We start from the raw sequence: 20,025 nt of genomic DNA, 5'->3' as shown, positions 1-20,025 counted from the left end.
AGGAAAGACATCTCCAATAGATGATGAGGCCCACCTGCATGAATTCTCATGCGTTCAAGGAAGAGACGTGACCTCATTTCATGGAGATTTTGTTCAATGTTAATACCCGCCAGCCCACCGCTCTCATCTGCCGCGAAGGCAATCCCCCCGACTGCAAACACACTCAGCGAACGCTTTGCCTGGACCGGCCTGAGTCCGGCGGTACGACATGCCCAGCCTGTTGCCGGCGCCGCCTGCACCCTCAACGAAAGCACGCGTATTCTCATCGACGATGAGCGCATTCGCCCGTTGGCAACACGGTTGGCATTCGGGCTTGCCGTTGCTGCCGGTCTCAGCAAATCACCCGTCGTAATGCTCGCCTCAGGCAGTCCGCAACAGAGTCGTGGTGATGTCGTGTTGAATCTGTCTGCGCCAGATACTGCGCAAGTGCCAATACCCGCCAAAGGTCTGAACGAGGCCTACCGCATCGACATTACCGACGCCATTCGCGTCACCGCAAAAACCCTGGAAGCCATGGCCCGGGCGCTGACGACCTTGCATAAAGCGGTACGTGTTTGCACCACACTTGCCCCCGGCGTGGTCATTGATGCCCCCACTTATGCCGAGCGCTCTGTTCTGCTTGATGTCGGGCGCAAGTATTACAGCCCTGAATGGATCAAAAACCTGCTGCGCGAGATGGCGTGGAACCAGCTCAACACGCTGTATCTTCACCTCACCGACAATGAGGGGGTGCGGATTGTCTTCCCGTCTCATCCAGGCCTTTCCAGTGCGGATGCCTGGAGCGCAGAGGAGCTCAAAGAGATACTCGACACCGCCGCCTCGTACCACATCAACGTCATTCCCGGGATTGAATCGCCTGGGCATATGAAATTCATCTTGCGCAACAGGCCCGAATTTCAACTGCACCTGAGCGATGGCAGCGTTGTGCCCAAAGCGCTGGATTTCAGCATTCCGGCCGCACGCCGCTTCGTCAAAGAACTCCTCAAGGATGTGTTCGACATGTTTCCAGACAGCACCCATGTCAATCTGGAAGCCGACGAGTATTTCCTCTCTCCGATCACCTCCTACAACACACCACAACTGGCTGTATACGCACGGCAGGCCTCGGGAAAGCCCGGCGCCAACTCGCGCGATGGCGTCCGACAATTCGTTAATGAGCTGGCGAGTTTCGTACGCGAGAACGGCAAGATTGCGCGCATGTGGAACGATGCTGTCGTTCAGGACAATCAAGTGATCGAGGTCGATACAGCCGTTGAAATACTTTGCTGGAGTATCTGGGGCAGCGTTCGCAGTGAGAAAAACGTACAAGCGCTGATCGACGCCGGGTACACCGTGCTCAATGCCCACGGCGACTTTTACTTTGTCATCCAATCCAACTGGAGCAATCTGGTGGATCGCAAACACTCGCCTTATGGACTTTACGATGTCTGGCGCCCCAACCATTTCATGGACAAGGCCGGTCAGAGCGTGACGATCATTGACGCAAACCACCCGGCGATGAAGGGCGCAGGCATACAAGTCTGGGCCGATGAACCCGATTACCTGTCAGCCGAGAAAGTCTGGTCGCATCTGATTCAATGGATGCAACCGACGGGGCAGCGTTTGTGGGGCTCACTGCACGCGGCCAACACGATGAAGGAGGTAAAACCGATAACCCGTTCGGTTGCCTTCGCTCCACCGGAACGGTGATGACTGGCGCTATCTGCCGCCCCTAAGGGCCTCATCGTCATAAATCCATCATCAAAGCGCCACAATGACGACATGGCCCCAGCCGACACTGAGGTCATGACGACAGCTCTGCATATCACTTTGATCACCGAAACCTTCCCACCGGAAATCAACGGGGTGGCCAATACCCTTGGCCGCTTGTGCGATGGTTTGCGCGCGCGCGGCCATCAAGTGGAGCTGGTGCGACCCCGTCAGGGTGGCGATCTGCTGGCGGCCAGCGATGACGAGTTGCTGCTGTGCCGGGGCTGGCCGCTGCCGGGTTATCCCGGCTTGCAATGGGGTCAGTCGTCGATGCACAAATTGCTCAGGCGCTGGAAGCGGCATCGCCCGGACGTGCTCTACATAGCCACGGAAGGACCGCTGGGATTGTCGGCGTTGCGTGCGGCGCGGCGCTTGGGAATCTCCGTGGTCAGCGGCTTTCACACCAACTTCCAGCAGTACTCCAGCCAGTATGGGCTCGGTTTGCTCACTCGCCTGCTGACCCACTACCTGCGCTGGTTTCACAATCGCTCGACGCTGACACTGGTGCCAAGTGTCAGCCAGCGACTGGAGCTGGAACGTCGGCATTTCGAGCGCCTGGCGCTGCTCTCCCGAGGGGTCGACAGCCAATTGTTTCATCCCTCCAAAAGACTGACGTCACTGCGCGAACAGTGGGGATTGGGCGAGGACGATATTGCCGTACTTCACGTAGGACGTTTGGCCCAGGAGAAAAATCTGGGTCTGCTCAAGCGCTGTTTCGACGCGCTGAAAGCCACTTATCCGCAGCGCACGTTGAAAATGATTGTGGTCGGCGACGGACCACAGCGAGCGATTCTGGAACAGGAACTTCCTGACGCGATTTTCTGCGGCTCACAACGCGGCGAAGCGTTGGCCAGCCATTACGCATCGGGAGACGTGTTTCTGTTTCCGAGCATGACCGAAACTTTCGGCAACGTGGTGCTAGAGGCGCTGGCCTCGGGGTTGGGTGTGGTGGCTTACGATCAGGCGGCTGCGGCTCAGCACATTCGTCATGGCTACAACGGCGTGCTGGCGATGCCCGGGGATGAGGAGGCGTTCTGTGATGCGCTGTGCTGGTTGCTGGAAGAAAGGGAAACCTTGCGTTGCGTGCGCCTGAATGCGCGCCAGCATGCGAGTCGACAGGGTTGGGCGGCGATTATCGATCAGTTCGAAGGGCAGTTGCGGGGGGCTTGTGTGCGGGAGCAGGTGGTGCCGACTGCATCGACTGTCCCCTGAGCTTTCGTTGATTTTAAGTCAGTCATCGCGAGCAAGCTCGCTCCCACAGGTTTTGTGATCGACACAGAACCATCGTGGGAGCGAGCTTGCTCGCGAAGGGGCCCTTCCAGTCGCCGCTTAAACCAAGGTCATCAACGCTTCACGGCTGAACGGCAAGATGTCTTCCTCACGCCCGTCGCGCACTTTCTGCGCCCAGTCCGGGTCCACCAACAGCGCACGCCCTACCGCCACCAGGTCGAACTCGTCGTTGTTAAGGCGTTCCAGCAGTTTTTCCAGGCTGGCCGGCTGCGCGATCTTGTCGGTGTTGACCATGAACTGCAGGAACTCGCCATCCAGGCCCACGCTGCCCACGGTGATGGTCGGCTTGCCGGTGAGTTTGCGCGTCCAGCCGGCCAGGTTCAGTTCGGAGCCATCGAACTCCGGCTCCCAGAAGCGGCGCGTCGAGCAGTGGAAAATATCCACACCGGCATCGGACAACGGCTTGAGAAACTCGCCCAACGCTTCTGGGGTTTGTACCAGGCGCGCGGTGTAATCCTGCTGCTTCCACTGCGAAAAACGGAAGATGATCGGGAAGCCTTCGCCGACCGCGGCACGCACCGCCTGGATCAGCTCAATGGCAAAACGCGAACGACCAGCCAGGTCGCCACCGTATTCGTCGGTGCGCTGGTTGCTGCCTTCCCAGAAGAACTGGTCCACGAGGTACCCGTGGGCACCGTGGATTTCAACGCCGTCCATGCCAATGCTCTGGGCATCTTTGGCGGCTTGGGCGAATGCGGCGATCACGTCCTGGATATCTTGTTTGGTCATGCCATGAACCACGACCTGACCGTCCTTCAGTTTTTCAGATGGACCATAACCCGGCACGCTGGCGTCCGGCTCGGTGCCGATGCGACGCACGCTGCCGACATGCCACAGCTGTGGAACGATCTTGCCGCCCTCGGCGTGGACCGCATCGACCACTTTCTTCCAGCCGGCCAGCGCAGCTTCACCATAGAAATGCGGCACGTTAGGGTAGCCATTGGATGCCTTGTGGCCGACGGTGGTGCCTTCGGTGATGATCAGGCCCACACCGGCAGCGGCGCGACGACGGTAGTATTCGATCACTTTGGAGTTAGGAACGCCGCCCGGCGAAAACGAGCGGGTCATCGGCGCCATGACGACGCGGGTCGGCAATTGGAGAGTGCCGAGATGGAACGGTTTAAACAGGGCTTTGACTGGCATGAGGCACTCCACGAAAACGCTATCGGCGGGACATAAATTTTATGACGGCGATAATATGCGCAGATGCAGAGGATGCACAGCACTATTGATCTGGGTGATTAAGGGTCAAAAGGCAGGCATAAAAAATCGCAGCTCGAAGGCTGCGATTTTTTTTGCGACTCAGCTCAGCGCTTTTTCAATCGCATGAACGATCGTCGGATCATCCGGCGCCGTGCGTGGCGAGAAGCGGGCCAATACACGCCCGTCCTTGCCCAGCAGGAATTTCTCGAAGTTCCAGGTGATGTCTCCCGGAAACTCCGCGCCCTCGCCCGCCAACAGACGGTACAGCTGATGACGATCGTGCCCGTTGACTTCCAGCTTGCTGGACAACGGAAAGGTCACGCCATAGTTGAGGCTGCAGAATTCCTGAATCTCCTGCTCGGTGCCCGGTTCCTGACCGGCAAACTGGTTGCACGGCAGGCCCAGCACACTGAAACCCTTGTCCTTGAATTGCTGGTAGAGGTTTTCCAGTGCCGCGTACTGTGGGGTCAAACCACATTTGGAGGCAACGTTGACCACCAGCACGACACGCCCCTTGAAAGGCGCCAGGGGTAGCTCCTGACCATCCAGGGCTGTCAATTTAAGGTCGTGAAAAGCACTCATGACGAACTCCAAATTCCCGTGTTCTACTCGAAACAGCCACTTGGCGAAGTCACCAAGGACAGCCGCGGACTAAAAAGGCGCCCTCGGGCGCCTCTCCAGTTCTCTGAGCTTAGCGCAGAAAATCAGTGGTGATGGCCACCTTCGCCATGGACGTGACCATGAGCGATTTCTTCCTGGCTGGCATCACGGATGTCGATGATCTTGACCTGGAAATTCAGGCGCTGACCGGCCAACGGGTGGTTGCCGTCGACAGTGACTTCGTCGCCGTCCAGATCACGGATGGTAACAATCTGCATTTGACCATCTGGAGCGGAGGCGTGGAACTGCATGCCCACTTCCAGTTCGTCGACACCTTCGAACATGCTGCGGCTCAGGGTGCTGACCAGTTCGGCAGCGTATTCGCCGTAGGCATCTTCAGGTTCAACGGCCACTTTCAGCTCGTCGCCGACTGCTTTGCCTTCCAGAGCCTTTTCCAGGCCCGGAATGATGTTACCTGCGCCTTGCAGGTAAACCAGCGGCGCGCCGCCGGCGGAGCTGTCGATGACCTCACCAGCGTCGTTGGTCAGGGTATAGTCGATGGAGACAGCCTTATTGGCGGCGATCAGCATGGGGCGAGACCTTTTGCATAAGAATGAAGAAAGACCAAGTTTAGCGAAGCAATCGCCCGAAAGCGAACACAACCCGGACAGACGGATGGCGGCGAAAGGTTCGACGGTCACAGGTTTTCATCAGGATGACGACGGACATTGGGTTGCCGAGCTTTCCTGCGGCCACACTCAACACTTGCGTCACCAGCCGCCGTGGCAATCACGTGCCTGGGTCCTGGACCCCGCGCAACGTATTGAAAAAATAGGCCAGCCCTTTGATTGTGGTTGGTGCGCACAAGGCTCGGTTAGCGATAACCTTGGCGACTGAATTTCGGTAGATCGTCAGCCATAGATGATCGCCTTTGCCATGCTCCCTCAGAGAATTCGCATGCAAACTTTTTTTATCGCACCCACCGATTTTGGTGTGGGTCTGACCTCCATCAGCCTCGGGCTGGTGCGCACCCTTGAGCGCGCCGGCCTCAAGGTCGGCTTTTTCAAACCGATTGCCCAGCCACACCCCGGCGACACCGGGCCTGAACGTTCCACCGAACTGGTGGCGCGCACTCACGGCTTGAAGCCGCCTCAACCGCTGGGCCTGGCCCACGTCGAGCGTATGCTGGGCGACGGTCAACTGGATGAGTTGCTCGAAGAAATCATCACCCTTTATCAGCAAGCGGCCATTGGCAAGGATGTGCTGGTCGTCGAAGGCATGGTGCCGACCCGCAGCGCCAGTTATGCCGCGCGGGTCAATCTGCACCTGGCCAAGAGCCTCGATGCCGACGTGATTCTGGTCTCCGCGCCGGAAAGCGAAGCCCTGACCGAACTCTCCGGCCGCGTGGAGTTGCAGGCGCAATTGTTTGGCGGCCCCAAAGACCCGAAAGTCCTCGGCGTGATCCTCAACAAGGTCAAGACCGACGAGAGCATGGAGGCCTTTGCCTCGCGCCTCAAAGAACACTCGCCGTTGCTGCGCAGCGGCGATTTTCGCCTGCTCGGCTGCATCCCGTTCCAGCCGGAACTGAACGCGCCGCGCACCCGCGACGTCGCCGACCTGATGGGTGCGCAAATCCTCAATGCCGGCGATTACGAAACCCGGCGCATGACCAAAATCATTATCTGCGCGCGCACCATGCGCAACACCGTGGAGCTGCTCAAGCCCGGCGTGCTGGTGGTGACGCCTGGCGATCGTGACGACATTATCCTCGCGGTCAGTCTCGCAGCGATGAATGGCGTGCCGTTGGCCGGCCTGTTGCTGACCAGCGACACCCTGCCCGACCCACGCATCATGGACCTGTGCCGTGGCGCGTTGCAGGCTGGTCTGCCGGTGCTGTCGGTGAGCACGGGTTCTTACGAAACCGCCAACCAGTTAAACGGCTTGAACAAGGAAATCCCGATCGACGACCGCGAGCGCGCGGAAATCATTACCGATTTCGTCGCCAGCCACCTCGACGCCAACTGGCTGCACCAGCGCTGCGGCACGCCACGGGAAATGCGCCTGTCGCCCGCGGTGTTCCGTTATCAATTGATCCAGCGCGCCCAGGCCGCCAACAAACGTATCGTCCTGCCCGAAGGCAGCGAGCCGCTGACCGTGCAAGCGGCGGCGATCTGTCAGGCGCGCGGCATTGCCCGTTGTGTGTTGCTGGCCAAACCGGAAGACGTCGAGGCTGTGGCTCGCGCACAAGGCATCGAGCTGCCGCCGGGACTCGAGATTCTCGACCCGGACCTGATCCGCGAACGCTACGTCGAGCCGATGGTGGCGCTGCGCAAAAGCAAAAGCCTCAACGCGCCGATGGCCGAGCAGCAACTGGAAGACACCGTAGTGATCGGCACCATGATGCTGGCGCTGGATGAGGTCGATGGCCTGGTGTCCGGGGTTATTCACTCCACCGCCAACACCATCCGCCCGGCCCTGCAGCTGATTAAAACGGCGCCTGGCTGCACATTGGTGTCGTCAGTGTTCTTCATGCTGTTTCCCGAAGAAGTGCTGGTCTACGGCGACTGCGTGATGAACCCGCACCCGAGCGCCAGCGAGCTGGCCGAGATTGCCTTGCAAAGCGCCGACTCGGCGGCAGCATTCGGCATCACTCCGCGCGTGGCGATGATCAGCTACTCCAGCGGTGAATCGGCCAGCGGTGAAGAAGTCGAGAAAGTTCGCGAAGCCACGTTGCTCGCCCACGAGCAACAAAACTCGCTGCTGATCGACGGTCCATTGCAATACGACGCCGCCGCCAACGAAACCGTGGCACGGCAGCTGGCACCAAACAGCCAGGTTGCCGGTCGCGCCACGGTGTTCGTGTTCCCGGACCTGAACACCGGCAACACCACCCACAAAGCCGTGCAACGCAGCGCCGACTGCGTCAGCCTGGGGCCGATGCTGCAAGGCCTGCGCAAACCGGTGAACGATCTGCCGCGCGGCGCGCAAGTCGACGACATCGTCTACACCATCGCGTTGACCGCGATTCAAGCTGCCAACCGACCTTTGGATCTTTAAATGCTGGATTTTCTACCTGCACCCGTGCGCGGCGTGATTGCCTCGCTGCTGTTGGCTCTGAACACGATTCTGCTTTGCTCGTTCCTGTTCCTCGTGGCGATTTTCAAAGTGCTGCCGTTTGCCCTCACCCAGCGGTTCACCCGCTGGCTGATGAGCCATACCCATGAAGCCTGGATCAGCAACAACAAAGCCTGGATGAACCTGGTCTGCCGCACCCGCTGGCACCTCAGCGGCCTGCAAGGCCTGGACTATCAGCACTCGTACCTGATCACCAGCAACCACCAGAGCTGGGTCGACATCATGGTCCTGCAATACGTGCTCAACCGGCGCATCCAGCCGCTGAAGTTCTTTCTCAAACAAGAGCTGATCTGGGTGCCGGTGATTGGCCTGGCCTGGTGGACCCTGGGCTTTCCGTTCATGAAGCGCTACTCCAAGGCCTACCTGGAAAAGCACCCGGAGAAGAAAGGCAAAGACCTGGAAACCACCCGCAAGACCTGCGACAAGTTCCGCAGCAACCCGGTGGGGATTTTCAATTTCGTCGAAGGCACGCGCTTCACCGAGGGCAAGCATGCGCAGCAGAAATCGCCGCTCAAATACCTGCTAAAACCCAAGGCCGGCGGCATTGCGTTTGTGCTGGATGCGATGGGTGAGCAACTGGAATCGATCGTCAACGTGACGATTCACTATCCGGGCGGGCGTCCGGGGTATTGGGATTTGCTCTGCGGGAATGTGAAGGATGTGGTGGTGCACTTTCAGGAATTGAAGATCCCGCCACAATTCATCGGCAAGAACTACGACCAGGATGGCGAATATCGGTTGCAGTTTCAGGGCTGGATCAACCAGCTGTGGGATGACAAGGATGCGTTGCTGACGCAGATGCACCGCGAGTATCCCGCCAAACACTGATCCCCTGTGGGAGCCAGCCTGCTGGCGATAGCGGGTCCCATTCAGCAAATTTATTGCCTGAATCACCGCAATCGCTAGCAGGCTAGCTCCCACAGTTGACCGAGTTGACCCACAAAAAAACCCGCCGATGATCACTCATCGGCGGGCTTTTTATTGGAGCGGCGAAGGCTTAGATCGCGCCGCGTTTACGCAGCAGATCCAGCACTTGCTTGACGCTTTCTTCTACCGACAGCGACTGGGTGTCGACCACGAGGTCGGCGTCCAGCGGCACATCGTACGGGAAGGAGTCGCCCGGGATGTTATCCCCGGCTGCCGCGTACAGGCCTTGCGGGTCACGCTCGGCACAGACCGTTGGTGAGGCCTGGACGTAGACCGTCAGCAGACGCTCCTTGCCGATCAGTTCCCTGGCTTGCTCACGACCTTCGGCACTTGGTGCAACGAACGCGGCCAGCGTCAACAGACCGGCTTCGTTGAACTGACGCGCAACGTGCGCCGCACGACGCCAGTTCTCGGTACGACCGGCGCGATCCTGTGGCAGACCTTTATTCAGGTCGTGACGCAGGTTCTGGCCATCGAGTACGAACACTGCACGGCCCATGTCGAACAGCTTGCGTTCAACCGCGTAGGCCAGGGTGCTTTTGCCCGCGCCCGACAAGCCGCTGAACAACACGGTGGCCGGTTGCTGGCCGAAGCGCTGGGCGCGTTCTTCGGTGGCGACGTGGGCCAGTTTGCCGTGGTGCGTGCTGCTGCCATGCGTCAACGGCTGGGCGATGATCATGCCGGCCGCGACAGTGCCATTGGTCAAGCGATCGATAACGATGAACGAACCGGTGGTGCGGTTGCTTGCGTAACCGTCCAGGGCGATGGCGGCGTCGAGGCTGACCTTGACCCGGCCAATCTCGTTCAGGTTCAGCGAACTGGCCGGACCTTCTTCCAACGTGTTCACGTCAACGCGATTGACGATGCTGGTGATCGAGCCCGGCACGTAGGACGTGGCGCGCTTGATGTCGTATTTCTTGCCCGGCAGCATCGGCTCTTCAGCCATCCACACCAGCATGGCATCGAACGCGTCAGTCACTTGCGGCAGGTTGTCGGCGTGCACCAGCAAGTCGCCGCGAGAGATGTCGATCTCGTCTTCCATGGTCAGCGTTACCGCCTGACCCGGGCCTGCGTGTTCCAGTTCACCTTCGAAGGTGACGATGGATTTCACGCGGCTGCTCTTGCCCGACGGCAGCACAACGACTTCGTCGCCCTTGTGCACGATGCCGCTGGCCAGGGTGCCGGCGAAACCACGGAAGTTCAGGTTCGGACGGTTGACGTACTGCACCGGGAAACGCAGGTCGGTGTAGTTGCGGTCGTTGGCGATCTCGACGGTCTCGAGAATTTCCATCAGCGACTGGCCGGTGTACCACGGCGAGCGCTCGGACTTGTTTACCACGTTGTCGCCCTTGAGCGCCGACATCGGCACGAAGGCCATGGTGGTCGGCTTGAAGGCAATGCCATCGGCGAACTTCAGGTAATCGGCCTTGATCGACTCGAAGACGGTTTCGTCGAAGCCATTGAGGTCCATCTTGTTGATGGCGACCACGATGTGTTTGATGCCCAGCAACGAGGCAATGAAGCTGTGGCGACGGGTCTGGGTCTGCACGCCGTAACGGGCGTCGACCAGGATGATCGCCAGGTCACAGGTGGACGCACCAGTAGCCATGTTGCGGGTGTACTGCTCATGGCCTGGGGTGTCGGCGATGATGAATTTGCGCTTGGCGGTGGAAAAGTAGCGGTAAGCAACATCGATGGTGATGCCCTGCTCACGCTCGGCCTGCAGGCCGTCGACCAGCAACGCCAGGTCGATGTCTTCGCCGGTGGTGCCGACTTTTTTCGAGTCGCGGGTGATGGCTTCCAGGTGATCTTCGTAGATCATCTTGGAGTCGTGCAGCAGGCGCCCGATCAGGGTGCTCTTGCCGTCGTCGACGTTGCCACAGGTCAGAAAGCGCAGCATTTCCTTGCGTTCGTGCTGGCCCAGGTAGGCGAGGATGTCCTCGCTGATCAAATCAGATACGTGCGACATGACAACCCCTTAGAAATAACCCTGACGTTTCTTTTCTTCCATCGAGCCTGCGCCATCGTGATCGATGACCCGGCCCTGGCGTTCGGAAGTTCGCGTCAGGAGCATTTCCTGAATGATGTCGGTCAGGCTGGTGGCCTCGGACTCGACCGCACCGGTCAGCGGGTAGTCGCCGAGCGTACGGAAGCGGACCTTCTTCTTGACGATGCGCGCCTTGTCTTCATCGCTCAGGTGATTGAGCAGGCGTTCGTCGTCGATCATGATCCAGGTGCCATTCATCTCGATGACGTCGCGCTCGGCGGCGAAATACAGCGGCACGATCGGGATGCCTTCGAGATAGATGTACTGCCAGATGTCCAGTTCGGTCCAGTTCGACAACGGGAACACACGAATGGATTCGCCCTTGTTGACGTTGCCGTTGTAGACGTTCCAAAGCTCCGGGCGCTGGTTTTTCGGGTCCCAGCGGTGCTTGGTGTCGCGGAAGGAATACACGCGCTCTTTGGCACGGGATTTCTCTTCGTCGCGGCGCGCGCCACCGAAGGCGGCGTCGAAGCCGTACTTGTCGAGAGCCTGCTTGAGGCCTTCGGTTTTCATGATATCGGTGTGCTTGGCGCTGCCGTGGGTCAGCGGGTTGATGCCCTGCGCGACGCCATCGGGGTTGACGTGCACCAGCAGGTCAAGGCCGAGCTCTTCGACCATGCGGTCGCGGAACGCGTACATCTCCTTGAACTTCCACCGGGTATCGACATGCATCACCGGGAACGGCAGTTTGCCCGGGAAGAATGCCTTGCGCGCAAGGTGCAGCATCACGGCGGAATCTTTACCGACGGAGTACAGCATCACCGGGTTATCGAACTCGGCGGCGACCTCGCGGATGATGTGGATGCTTTCGGCCTCCAGCTGTTTCAGATGCGTCAGTTTGTCGACCATGGCTACTCACGAAAACGATCTTATGGACGGCCAGCGGGCCGTGTTCGAGCGGGGAATCCTAGCACAGCGACCTCTTCTAATCAGGCCGCCGACTAGATCGAAAGGGTATATGAATATACCTGCCTGTTCGGGCGCGACCGGGATCTCGTAGGAGCGAGGCTCGCCCGCGAAGACGTGTTGAAATCAGATCGGATTCGGGCAATCGATGAAGATGTGCTCCAGCGCAAAGCGTCGCGCCAGGTATTCACCCAAGGCCTGAACGCCGTAGCGCTCGGTCGCATGGTGGCCGGCGGCGATGAAGCTGATGTCGTTCTCCCGGGCGCTGTGGAAAGTTTGCTCGGACGCTTCACCACTGAGGTACAGATCAACGCCGGCCAACACCGCCTGATCGATGTAACCCTGACCACCACCTGTGCACCAGCCAACCCGACGGATCATCTCGCTGCCTTCAATCAACAGCGGCTCGCGACCCATGACTTCCTGCACACGGCGGGCGAAATCCCGGGGCGTCACCGGTTCGCTCAACGAGCCGACCAGGCCGACGACTTTGAGGTTGTCCGGATCCAGCGGACCTTCGACCGTGATGTCAAGCTGACGCGCCAGTTGCACGTTGTTGCCGACGTCCGGGTGCAGGTCCAGTGGCAAGTGATAGGACAACAGGCTGATGTCGTGCTTGAGCAGGGTTTTCAACCGACGCTGCTTCATCCCGGTGATGCACGGGTTCTCGCCTTTCCAGAAATAGCCGTGATGCACCAGCACCAGATCGGCGTGTGCTTCGACGGCCGCATCCAGCAATGCCTGGCTGGCGGTGACGCCACTGACAATGCGCATCACTTGCGGCCGGCCTTCGACCTGCAACCCGTTGGGGCAGTAATCGGCGATCCTGGCACTGTTAAGGTAACGGTCGGCTTCTTCGACCAGGGTGCTCAGAGCGACGGCCATAAAAGACTCCTAAATATCCCGTTCAGAGGCGCGCTACGCCTCGTATAATGCGCGACATTATGGGCGGTCTCATACCGCCTGCAACCTTTCAGGACGTGCTTAATGCTCAAGGCGCTGCGTTTTTTCGGCTGGCCGCTGTTGGCCGGCGTGCTTATCGCTCTGTTGATAATTCAGCGTTACCCGCAGTGGGTCGGGCTTCCAAGCCTCGACGTCAACTTGCAGCAAGCCCCGCAAACCACCATGACACAACAGGGGCCGGTGTCCTATGCCGATGCCGTGACCATCGCCGCGCCATCGGTGGTCAACCTGTACACCACCAAAGTCATCAACAAACCCAACCATCCGCTGTTCGAGGATCCGCAGTTCCGTCGTTTCTTTGGTGACAATTCGCCCAAGCAGAAGCGCATGGAGTCGAGCCTCGGTTCAGGCGTGATCATGAGCCCGGAAGGTTACCTGCTGACCAACAACCACGTGACCAGCGGCGCCGACCAGATCGTGGTCGCGCTCAAGGATGGCCGTGAAACCCTGGCCCGAGTGATCGGCAGCGACCCGGAAACCGACCTCGCGGTCCTGAAAATCGATCTGAAGAATCTGCCCTCGATCACCGTCGGCCGCTCCGACAACATCCGCATCGGCGATGTGGCCCTGGCCATCGGCAACCCGTTTGGCGTCGGCCAGACCGTGACCATGGGCATCATCAGCGCCACCGGGCGTAATCAGCTGGGCCTGAACAACTACGAAGACTTCATCCAGACCGACGCGGCGATCAACCCCGGCAACTCCGGGGGTGCGCTGGTCGACGCCAACGGCAACCTGACCGGCATCAACACCGCGATTTTTTCCAAGTCTGGTGGCTCCCAAGGCATCGGTTTTGCGATCCCGATCAAACTGGCCATGGAAGTGATGAAGTCGATCATCGAGCACGGGCAGGTGATTCGCGGCTGGCTGGGTATCGAAGTGCAGCCTTTGAGTCAGGAACTGGCGGAGTCGTTTGGTCTGTCGGGACGCCCGGGCATCGTGGTGGCGGGGGTTTTCCGTGACGGTCCGGCGCAGAAAGCCGGCCTGCAATTGGGCGACGTGATCCTCAGCATCGACGGCGAACCGGCCGGCGATGGCCGCCGCTCGATGAACCAGGTCGCGCGGATCAAGCCGACTGACAAAGTCACGATCCAGGTGATGCGCAATGGCAAAGAGCTGAATCTAACCGCTGAAATCGGTTTGCGCCCGCCACCGGCGCCGGTCAAAGAGAAAGAAGAAGAGTAATCAGCCAACACAAAACCACTGTGGGAGTGAGCTTGCTCGCGATGAGGCCATAACATTCAGTATCTATGTTGAATGTAAGATCGCCATCGCGAGCAAGCTCGCTCCCACAGGGTCGAGTTGTTTAGAGGTCGCCGAGACCGTCGATCAGTGCCTGGTTCTGCTCAGGCGTGCCAATCGAAATCCGCAGGAACTGGGCAATCCGCTCCTGCTTGAAGTGCCGAACGATGACACCCTGCTCACGCAGCTTCGCTGCCACGCCAGCTGCGTCGTGCTTGGGATGACGCGCGAAAATGAAGTTCGCCGCCGACGGCAGCACCTCAAAGCCCTTCCCTTCCAATTGCGTAACAACCCACTGACGATTCTCGATGACCAACCGGCAGGTCTTGTCGAAGTACTCGCGATCATCAAAAGCGGCGGCCGCACCGACATTCGCCAGGCGATCCAGCGGATAAGAGTTGAAGCTGTTCTTGATCCGCTCCAGCGCCTCGATCAGGTCCGGATGCCCCACCGCCAGGCCAACCCGCAGACCGGCCAGCGAACGGGACTTGGACAAGGTCTGAGTCACCAACAGGTTCGGATAACGGTCCACCAGGCTGATCGCCGTCTCGCCGCCAAAATCGATGTAAGCCTCATCCACCACCACGACTGAATCCGGGCTGGCCTTAAGGATTTGCTCGACTGCGTCCAGCGCCAGCAGGCAACCGGTTGGTGCATTCGGGTTGGGGAAAATGATCCCGCCGTTCGGCTTGGCATAGTCCGCCGGGTTGATCCGGAACTGCTCGTCCAATGGCACCGCGTCGAACTTGATGCCGTACAAGCCGCAGTAAACCGGATAGAAGCTGTAGCTGATGTCCGGAAACAACAGCGGTTTATCGTGCTGCAGCAAGCCGTGGAAAACGTGCGCCAGGACTTCATCGGAACCGTTGCCGAGGAACACGTGATTGCTTTGCACGCCGTAATACCGGGCAACAGCTTGCTTGAGCACGTCGCTGTTCGGGTCCGGGTACAAACGCAGGTTGTCATTGAGTTCGGTCTGCATCGCCGCCAAGGCCTTGGGCGATGGACCGTACGGGTTTTCGTTGGTGTTGAGCTTCACCAGCTTCGTCAGCTTCGGCTGCTCGCCCGGTACGTAAGGCACCAGATCCTTGACGAACGGGCTCCAGAATTTACTCATCTCAGTTGTCCTTTTGTTCGTCAACGATGCGGTATTCGGCGCTGCGCGCGTGAGCGGTCAGCGATTCGCCACGGGCCAGCACCGAAGCGGTCTTGCCCAGTTCGGATGCGCCCTGCTCAGAGCAGAAGATGATCGACGAGCGCTTCTGGAAGTCGTATACGCCCAGCGGCGAGGAGAACCGCGCGGTGCCGGAGGTCGGCAGCACGTGGTTGGGACCTGCGCAGTAATCGCCCAAGGCTTCAGACGTGTGACGCCCCATGAAAATCGCGCCCGCGTGACGGATCTGCGGCAACCAGGCCTGCGGATCGGCAACCGACAACTCCAGGTGCTCCGGCGCAATACGGTTGGCCACTTCGATGGCTTGCTCCATGTCGCGAACCTTGATCAATGCCCCACGGCCATTGATCGAGGTTTCGATGATCTCGGCACGCTCCATGGTTGGCAGCAGTTTGGCGATGCTGGCGGCGACTTTGTCTAGGAACTCGGCGTCCGGGCTGACCAGAATCGCCTGGGCGTCTTCGTCGTGCTCGGCCTGGGAGAACAGGTCCATGGCGATCCAGTCCGGATCAGTGTGACCGTCGCACACTACAAGGATTTCCGAAGGGCCGGCGATCATGTCGATACCGACCTGGCCAAACACGTGGCGTTTGGCGGTGGCGACATAGATGTTGCCCGGGCCGACCACTTTGTCGACTTTCGGCACGCTTTCGGTGCCGTAGGCCAGCGCGGCAACCGCTTGCGCGCCGCCGATGGTGAACACACGGTCGACGCCGGCGATGCAGGCCGCCGCCAGTACCAGCTCGTTGATTTCACCGCGCGGGGTCGGCACCACCATGACCACTTCGGTCACGCCGGCCACTTTGGCCGGAATCGCGTTCATCAGCACGGAAGACGGGTACGACGCCTTGCCGCCCGGCACGTACAGGCCGGCACGGTCCAGTGGCGTAACCTTCTGGCCCAGCACCGTGCCGTCGGCTTCGGTGTAGGTCCAGGATTCCTGCTTTTGTTTCTCGTGGTAGCTGCGTACGCGGGCAGCGGCTTTTTCCAGGGCTTCGCGCTGGGGCACGGTAATCCGTGTCAGCGCCAGTTCCAGACGCTCGCGCGGCAGGATCAGGTCAGCCATGGAGGCAACGTCAAGGCCGTCGAACTGCCGGGTAAAGTCCACCAGCGCCGCATCGCCACGCTCGCGCACCGCTTTGATGATATCCAGCACGCGCTGATTGACCGAGTCGTCAGACACACTTTCCCAGCTCAGCAGATGATCCAGATGATGTGCGAAATCCGGGTCAGCAGCGTTGAGTCGGCGAATTGCAGTCGGTGCGGTCATAGCGAGAGCCTCATAGGATTGGCAAAAACTCAGGCGCCCGAAGCTACCATCGATCCGCTTGGGCACCTGAGAATTCTGGCTATGAGGCGGATAGACGGGCGCGACTTAACGTCGCGCAGGTGAATCAGCCGCGGTGTCGAGACTCCACTGCCTTGCGCAGGGTGTCGATCAACGCCTGGATACGGGCGTGTTGCATCTTCATCGAAGCTTTGTTGACGATCAGCCGGGAGCTGATGTCCGCAATGAAATCCTGCGGCTCAAGGCCGTTGGCCCGAAGCGTGTTGCCGGTGTCGACCACGTCGATGATCTTGTCGGCCAGACCGATCAGCGGCGCCAGTTCCATCGAGCCGTAGAGCTTGATGATATCGACCTGACGGCCCTGTTCGGCGTAGTAACGCTTGGCAACGTTGACGAACTTGGTCGCCACCCGCAGACGGCCCTTGGGCTCGACATCACCGACACGGCCGGCAGTCATCAGCTTGCAGAGGGCAATTCGCAGGTCCAGAGGCTCGTACAAACCCTGGCCGCCATATTCCATCAGCACATCTTTACCGGCGACGCCCAGGTCCGCGGCACCGTGCTCGACATACGTCGGCACATCGGTGGCGCGCACGATCAGCAGGCGCACATCGGCCTGAGTCGTGGGAATGATCAGCTTGCGGCTCTTGTCCGGATTCTCGGTCGGCACGATGCCCGCTTCAGCCAGAAGCGGCAGGGTGTCGTCAAGGATGCGGCCCTTGGACAGTGCGATGGTCAACATGGGAAACGTCAGTCCTTATCAGGCTACTGATGCCCGGTCGCAAATGGCGCCGGACACACTTCGAGGGCTTTCTCAATAATGAAAAGACACCCTCGACTTGAAACGAAACCAACGGGCGCGTCCTTGCGCCCTGCAGCAGAAACTAGCCCGGTACGCGGCGAATCTTGGCGCCGAGCATTTGCAGTTTCTCTTCGATGCACTCGTAACCACGGTCGATGTGGTAGATGCGGTCGATCAGGGTGTCACCTTCGGCGATCAGGGCCGAGATCACCAGGCTGGCCGATGCACGCAGGTCGGTGGCCATTACTGGCGCGCCTTTCAGCTTCTCGGTACCGGTAACGATGGCAGTGTTGCCTTCGACCTGGATCTTGGCGCCCATACGATGCAGTTCGTACACGTGCATGAAGCGGTTTTCGAAGATCGTCTCGATCACGGCACCAGTGCCTTCGGCAATGGCGTTGAGGGAGATGAACTGCGCCTGCATGTCGGTCGGGAACGCCGGGTATGGAGCGGTACGCACGTTGACAGCCTTTGGCCGCTTGCCGTGCATGTTCAGCTCGATCCAGTCTTCGCCGCAGGTGATTTCAGCACCCGATTCGCGGAGTTTTTCCAAAACGGCTTCAAGGATGGTCGGATCGGTATCCTTGACCTTCACACGACCGCCGGTCACAGCGGCCGCCACCAGGTAGGTGCCGGTTTCGATACGGTCAGGCATCACTTTGTAGGTGGTCGGGTGCAGACGCTCGACGCCATCGATGATGATGGTGTCGGTGCCGGCGCCAGTGATCTTGGCACCCATGGCGATCAGGAAGTTCGCCAGGTCGATGACTTCAGGTTCGCGAGCGGCGTTCTGCAACACGCTGCGGCCCTTGGCCAGAGCGGCCGCCATCATGATGTTTTCGGTACCGGTCACGCTCACGGTATCGAAGAAGAAGTGCGCGCCGCGCAAGCCGCCTTCAGGTGCCTTGGCCTTGATGTAGCCGCCTTCGACGTCGATCACCGCGCCCATCGCTTCAAGACCGCGGATGTGCAGGTCAACCGGACGCGAGCCAATGGCACAACCGCCAGGCAGTGCGACTTCGGCTTCACCGAAACGCGCAACCATCGGGCCCAGCACCAGAATCGACGCGCGCATGGTTTTCACCAGCTCGTACGGAGCGATCAGGGTCTTGATGGTGCGCGGGTCGATTTCGACGCTGAGCTTCTCGTCGATCACCGGCTCGATACCCATACGACCGAACAGCTCGATCATGGTGGTGATGTCGTGCAGGTGCGGCAGGTTGGCCACAGTCACCGGGCCATCGCACAGCAGCGTGGCAGCCAGGATCGGCAGGGCAGAGTTCTTTGCCCCGGAGATGCGGATTTCGCCATCAAGACGAACGCCACCGGTAATAATCAATTTATCCATAAGAATCTCGACGCCCTTGGGCTCAGGTGCGCTCGGCCCAGGCCGCGCTGCTGAAAAATTTCATAGTAACCGCATGGATGCTGCCATCGGTGATCCATGGGTTCAAATGGGCATAGATCTGCTGCTGACGCTTCACCGGGCTTAACGCCGCCAGTTCATCGCTAATCACGTTCAGCTGAAAGTTGCAGCCTTCGCCTTCAACTTCTACCTGCACTGATAAAAAAGTCTCGGACAGCTTTCCTTCAAGAAAGCTCTTCACTTCGGTGGCCTGCATGCTCAACCTCAATCGGCGCCCTGTGCGCGCGGGTCGGACATCATACAAAAAAGCCCCGCGCCTGCGAACCCCGCGAAGCAGGACTCTGACGGGGGGCTTCTTTATAGATGTGGATTAGGGATGCGCCAACAGCTCGGTCAATTCGCTGACCTGAGCAATTTCGCGCATGTCTTCAGGCATCCCGCGGATGCTCAGCGTCTTGCCCGCCGCCTCTGCATCGCGCATGAAGCACAGCAGCAGGGACAAGCCCACGCTGCTGGACTTCAATACCGCCGAACAATCGACCACCAGGGTGCCGGCCTTGCTGGCCTTGATCAGCGCCTCCCCCTGCTTGCGCAGGCCGGGGCCGGTCCGGTAATCCAGCATCCCGCTAAGCCGCAGCTCGCCGGTGTCGCTCATGCGAATGGCCGACACACTCATTGGGCAGGCTTCTCGGTGGCGTCGGCGGTTTTTTCCTTGGCCTTGGCGACTTCCCCGGCCCAACCATTGATGGTCTTGTCCAGGTCGTTGCCATTGCGCTGCATCGCATCCGCGAATTGATCGCGGAATAGCTTGCCGATGTTGATACCGTTGATGATCACGTTACGCAGCTTCCACTCGCCATTGATCTTCTCGAGTGTGTACGACACGGGATAGATCGCCCCGTTATTGCCTTTTACGGTCATGCCAACGCTGGTGCGATCGCCCGACTCATCCTTGGCAGGATCGACGGTGATGCCCTGGTTGTTGTATTCGAGCAGGGCATTGCCATAGAACTGGAACAGGCCCCGCTTGAAGTTTTCTTCAAAGGTCTTCATCTGCGCAGGCGTGGCTTTGCGCGAGTACTTGACCGTCATGATGCTTTTGGAGATGCCCTCGGCATCCACCACAGGTCCGACGATGGTGTTCAACGCCGTGTAGAAATCCTGCGGATCCTTTTTGTATTTCTCTTTGTTGGCCGACAGGTCGGCCAGCATCCGGTTCGTGGTGTCCTGAACCAGTTCGTGCGCGGAAGGCGCTGCCACGGCGTTAGCCATCAACGGCAGGGCCGCCAGTATTACCAACAGGCCACGTCGCAAGGTAGAGATCATTCAAAAG

At 59.5% G+C, this 20,025-nt stretch carries 19 protein-coding genes; 6 read left to right on the top strand and 13 right to left on the bottom strand.

Features of this window, described 5'->3' with window-relative positions; genetic code table 11:
• Window positions 1–48 precede the first annotated feature (48 nt).
• Both QRN31_RS06420 and QRN31_RS06415 read left to right on the top strand, forming a co-directional pair.
• Window positions 49–1,689, top strand: a complete 1,641-nt coding sequence (locus tag QRN31_RS06420; RefSeq protein ID WP_285430875.1) for a beta-N-acetylhexosaminidase — start codon at window positions 49–51, stop codon at window positions 1,687–1,689.
• 72 nt (window positions 1,690–1,761) lie between these two features.
• A complete protein-coding gene (locus QRN31_RS06415; protein ID WP_285430874.1) occupies window positions 1,762–2,961 on the top strand; it encodes a glycosyltransferase family 4 protein in 1,200 nt (399 codons plus the stop codon).
• A 117-nt stretch (window positions 2,962–3,078) separates the two neighbouring features.
• Here the strand turns inward: QRN31_RS06415 and QRN31_RS06410 are convergent, their stop codons facing one another.
• The 3 genes from QRN31_RS06410 to QRN31_RS06400 form a co-directional block, all read right to left on the bottom strand.
• Entirely contained in the window at window positions 3,079–4,182 is a 1,104-nt protein-coding gene (locus QRN31_RS06410) for an NADH:flavin oxidoreductase (RefSeq protein ID WP_285430872.1), read from the bottom strand.
• 159 nt (window positions 4,183–4,341) lie between these two features.
• A complete protein-coding gene (locus QRN31_RS06405) occupies window positions 4,342–4,824 on the bottom strand; it encodes a glutathione peroxidase (RefSeq protein ID WP_208669973.1) in 483 nt (160 codons plus the stop codon).
• A 122-nt stretch (window positions 4,825–4,946) separates the two neighbouring features.
• Window positions 4,947–5,432 (bottom strand): FKBP-type peptidyl-prolyl cis-trans isomerase, encoded by a 486-nt coding sequence (locus QRN31_RS06400; RefSeq protein WP_208669974.1) that lies wholly within the window; start codon window positions 5,430–5,432, stop codon window positions 4,947–4,949.
• Here QRN31_RS06400 and QRN31_RS06395 point away from each other — a divergent pair.
• Genes QRN31_RS06395 through yihG form a run of 3 tightly spaced genes read left to right on the top strand, consistent with a single transcriptional unit; the run spans window position 5,401 to window position 8,805 of the window.
• On the top strand, window positions 5,401–5,739 hold the full coding sequence (locus QRN31_RS06395; protein WP_285430869.1) for a DUF3565 domain-containing protein: 339 nt from the start codon (window positions 5,401–5,403) through the stop codon (window positions 5,737–5,739). The genes QRN31_RS06400 and QRN31_RS06395 overlap by 32 nt on opposite strands.
• Before the next feature lie 60 nt (window positions 5,740–5,799).
• On the top strand, window positions 5,800–7,899 hold the full coding sequence (gene pta / locus QRN31_RS06390; RefSeq protein WP_285430868.1) for a phosphate acetyltransferase: 2,100 nt from the start codon (window positions 5,800–5,802) through the stop codon (window positions 7,897–7,899).
• Window positions 7,900–8,805: a 1-acylglycerol-3-phosphate O-acyltransferase, YihG family gene (gene yihG, locus QRN31_RS06385; RefSeq protein WP_285430866.1), complete on the top strand. Its 906-nt coding sequence runs from the start codon at window positions 7,900–7,902 to the stop codon at window positions 8,803–8,805.
• A 169-nt stretch (window positions 8,806–8,974) separates the two neighbouring features.
• Here the strand turns inward: yihG and cysN are convergent, their stop codons facing one another.
• From cysN to QRN31_RS06370, 3 genes are all read right to left on the bottom strand, one after another.
• Window positions 8,975–10,873: a sulfate adenylyltransferase subunit CysN gene (gene cysN / locus QRN31_RS06380; RefSeq protein ID WP_285430865.1), complete on the bottom strand. Its 1,899-nt coding sequence runs from the start codon at window positions 10,871–10,873 to the stop codon at window positions 8,975–8,977.
• Window positions 10,874–10,882: 9 nt separating this feature from the next.
• A complete protein-coding gene (gene cysD / locus QRN31_RS06375; RefSeq protein ID WP_010463281.1) occupies window positions 10,883–11,800 on the bottom strand; it encodes a sulfate adenylyltransferase subunit CysD in 918 nt (305 codons plus the stop codon).
• Between the two features lie 183 nt (window positions 11,801–11,983).
• Window positions 11,984–12,742: a Nif3-like dinuclear metal center hexameric protein gene (locus tag QRN31_RS06370; protein WP_285430863.1), complete on the bottom strand. Its 759-nt coding sequence runs from the start codon at window positions 12,740–12,742 to the stop codon at window positions 11,984–11,986.
• A gap of 102 nt (window positions 12,743–12,844) precedes the next feature.
• Between QRN31_RS06370 and algW the strand changes: the two genes are divergently transcribed.
• Window positions 12,845–14,005: a Do family serine endopeptidase AlgW gene (algW, locus tag QRN31_RS06365; protein ID WP_285430861.1), complete on the top strand. Its 1,161-nt coding sequence runs from the start codon at window positions 12,845–12,847 to the stop codon at window positions 14,003–14,005.
• A gap of 121 nt (window positions 14,006–14,126) precedes the next feature.
• Here algW and hisC read toward each other — a convergent pair whose 3' ends face one another.
• From hisC to QRN31_RS06330, 7 genes are all read right to left on the bottom strand, one after another.
• The gene (hisC, locus tag QRN31_RS06360) at window positions 14,127–15,179 is read right to left on the bottom strand and encodes a histidinol-phosphate transaminase (protein ID WP_285430860.1); all 1,053 of its coding nucleotides are present in this window, start codon (window positions 15,177–15,179) and stop codon (window positions 14,127–14,129) included.
• Window position 15,180: 1 nt separating this feature from the next.
• Window positions 15,181–16,506 carry a histidinol dehydrogenase gene (gene hisD / locus QRN31_RS06355; RefSeq protein WP_222589797.1) on the bottom strand — a complete coding sequence of 442 codons (1,326 nt, stop codon included), beginning with the start codon at window positions 16,504–16,506 and terminating at the stop codon, window positions 15,181–15,183.
• Window positions 16,507–16,630: 124 nt separating this feature from the next.
• Entirely contained in the window at window positions 16,631–17,266 is a 636-nt protein-coding gene (gene hisG / locus QRN31_RS06350) for an ATP phosphoribosyltransferase (RefSeq protein ID WP_007901570.1), read from the bottom strand.
• A 142-nt stretch (window positions 17,267–17,408) separates the two neighbouring features.
• Window positions 17,409–18,674, bottom strand: coding sequence for a UDP-N-acetylglucosamine 1-carboxyvinyltransferase (gene murA, locus QRN31_RS06345; RefSeq protein ID WP_222589796.1), 1,266 nt, complete (start codon window positions 18,672–18,674; stop codon window positions 17,409–17,411).
• Window positions 18,675–18,696: 22 nt separating this feature from the next.
• Window positions 18,697–18,948 carry a BolA family protein gene (locus QRN31_RS06340; protein WP_201195781.1) on the bottom strand — a complete coding sequence of 84 codons (252 nt, stop codon included), beginning with the start codon at window positions 18,946–18,948 and terminating at the stop codon, window positions 18,697–18,699.
• Window positions 18,949–19,062: 114 nt separating this feature from the next.
• The gene (locus QRN31_RS06335) at window positions 19,063–19,368 is read right to left on the bottom strand and encodes an STAS domain-containing protein (RefSeq protein ID WP_285430855.1); all 306 of its coding nucleotides are present in this window, start codon (window positions 19,366–19,368) and stop codon (window positions 19,063–19,065) included.
• Window positions 19,365–20,018: an MlaC/ttg2D family ABC transporter substrate-binding protein gene (locus tag QRN31_RS06330; RefSeq protein ID WP_285430853.1), complete on the bottom strand. Its 654-nt coding sequence runs from the start codon at window positions 20,016–20,018 to the stop codon at window positions 19,365–19,367. Before QRN31_RS06330 ends, QRN31_RS06335 begins: the two co-directional genes overlap by 4 nt.
• Between the last annotated feature and the right edge of the window lie 7 nt (window positions 20,019–20,025).

Origin of the sequence: Pseudomonas sp. fls2-241-R2A-110, from assembly GCF_030209165.1 — a bacterium.
GTDB lineage: Bacteria > Pseudomonadota > Gammaproteobacteria > Pseudomonadales > Pseudomonadaceae > Aquipseudomonas.
Note: the sequence above shows the minus strand (reverse complement) of the source record. Positions and strands in the feature narration are given on the sequence as shown.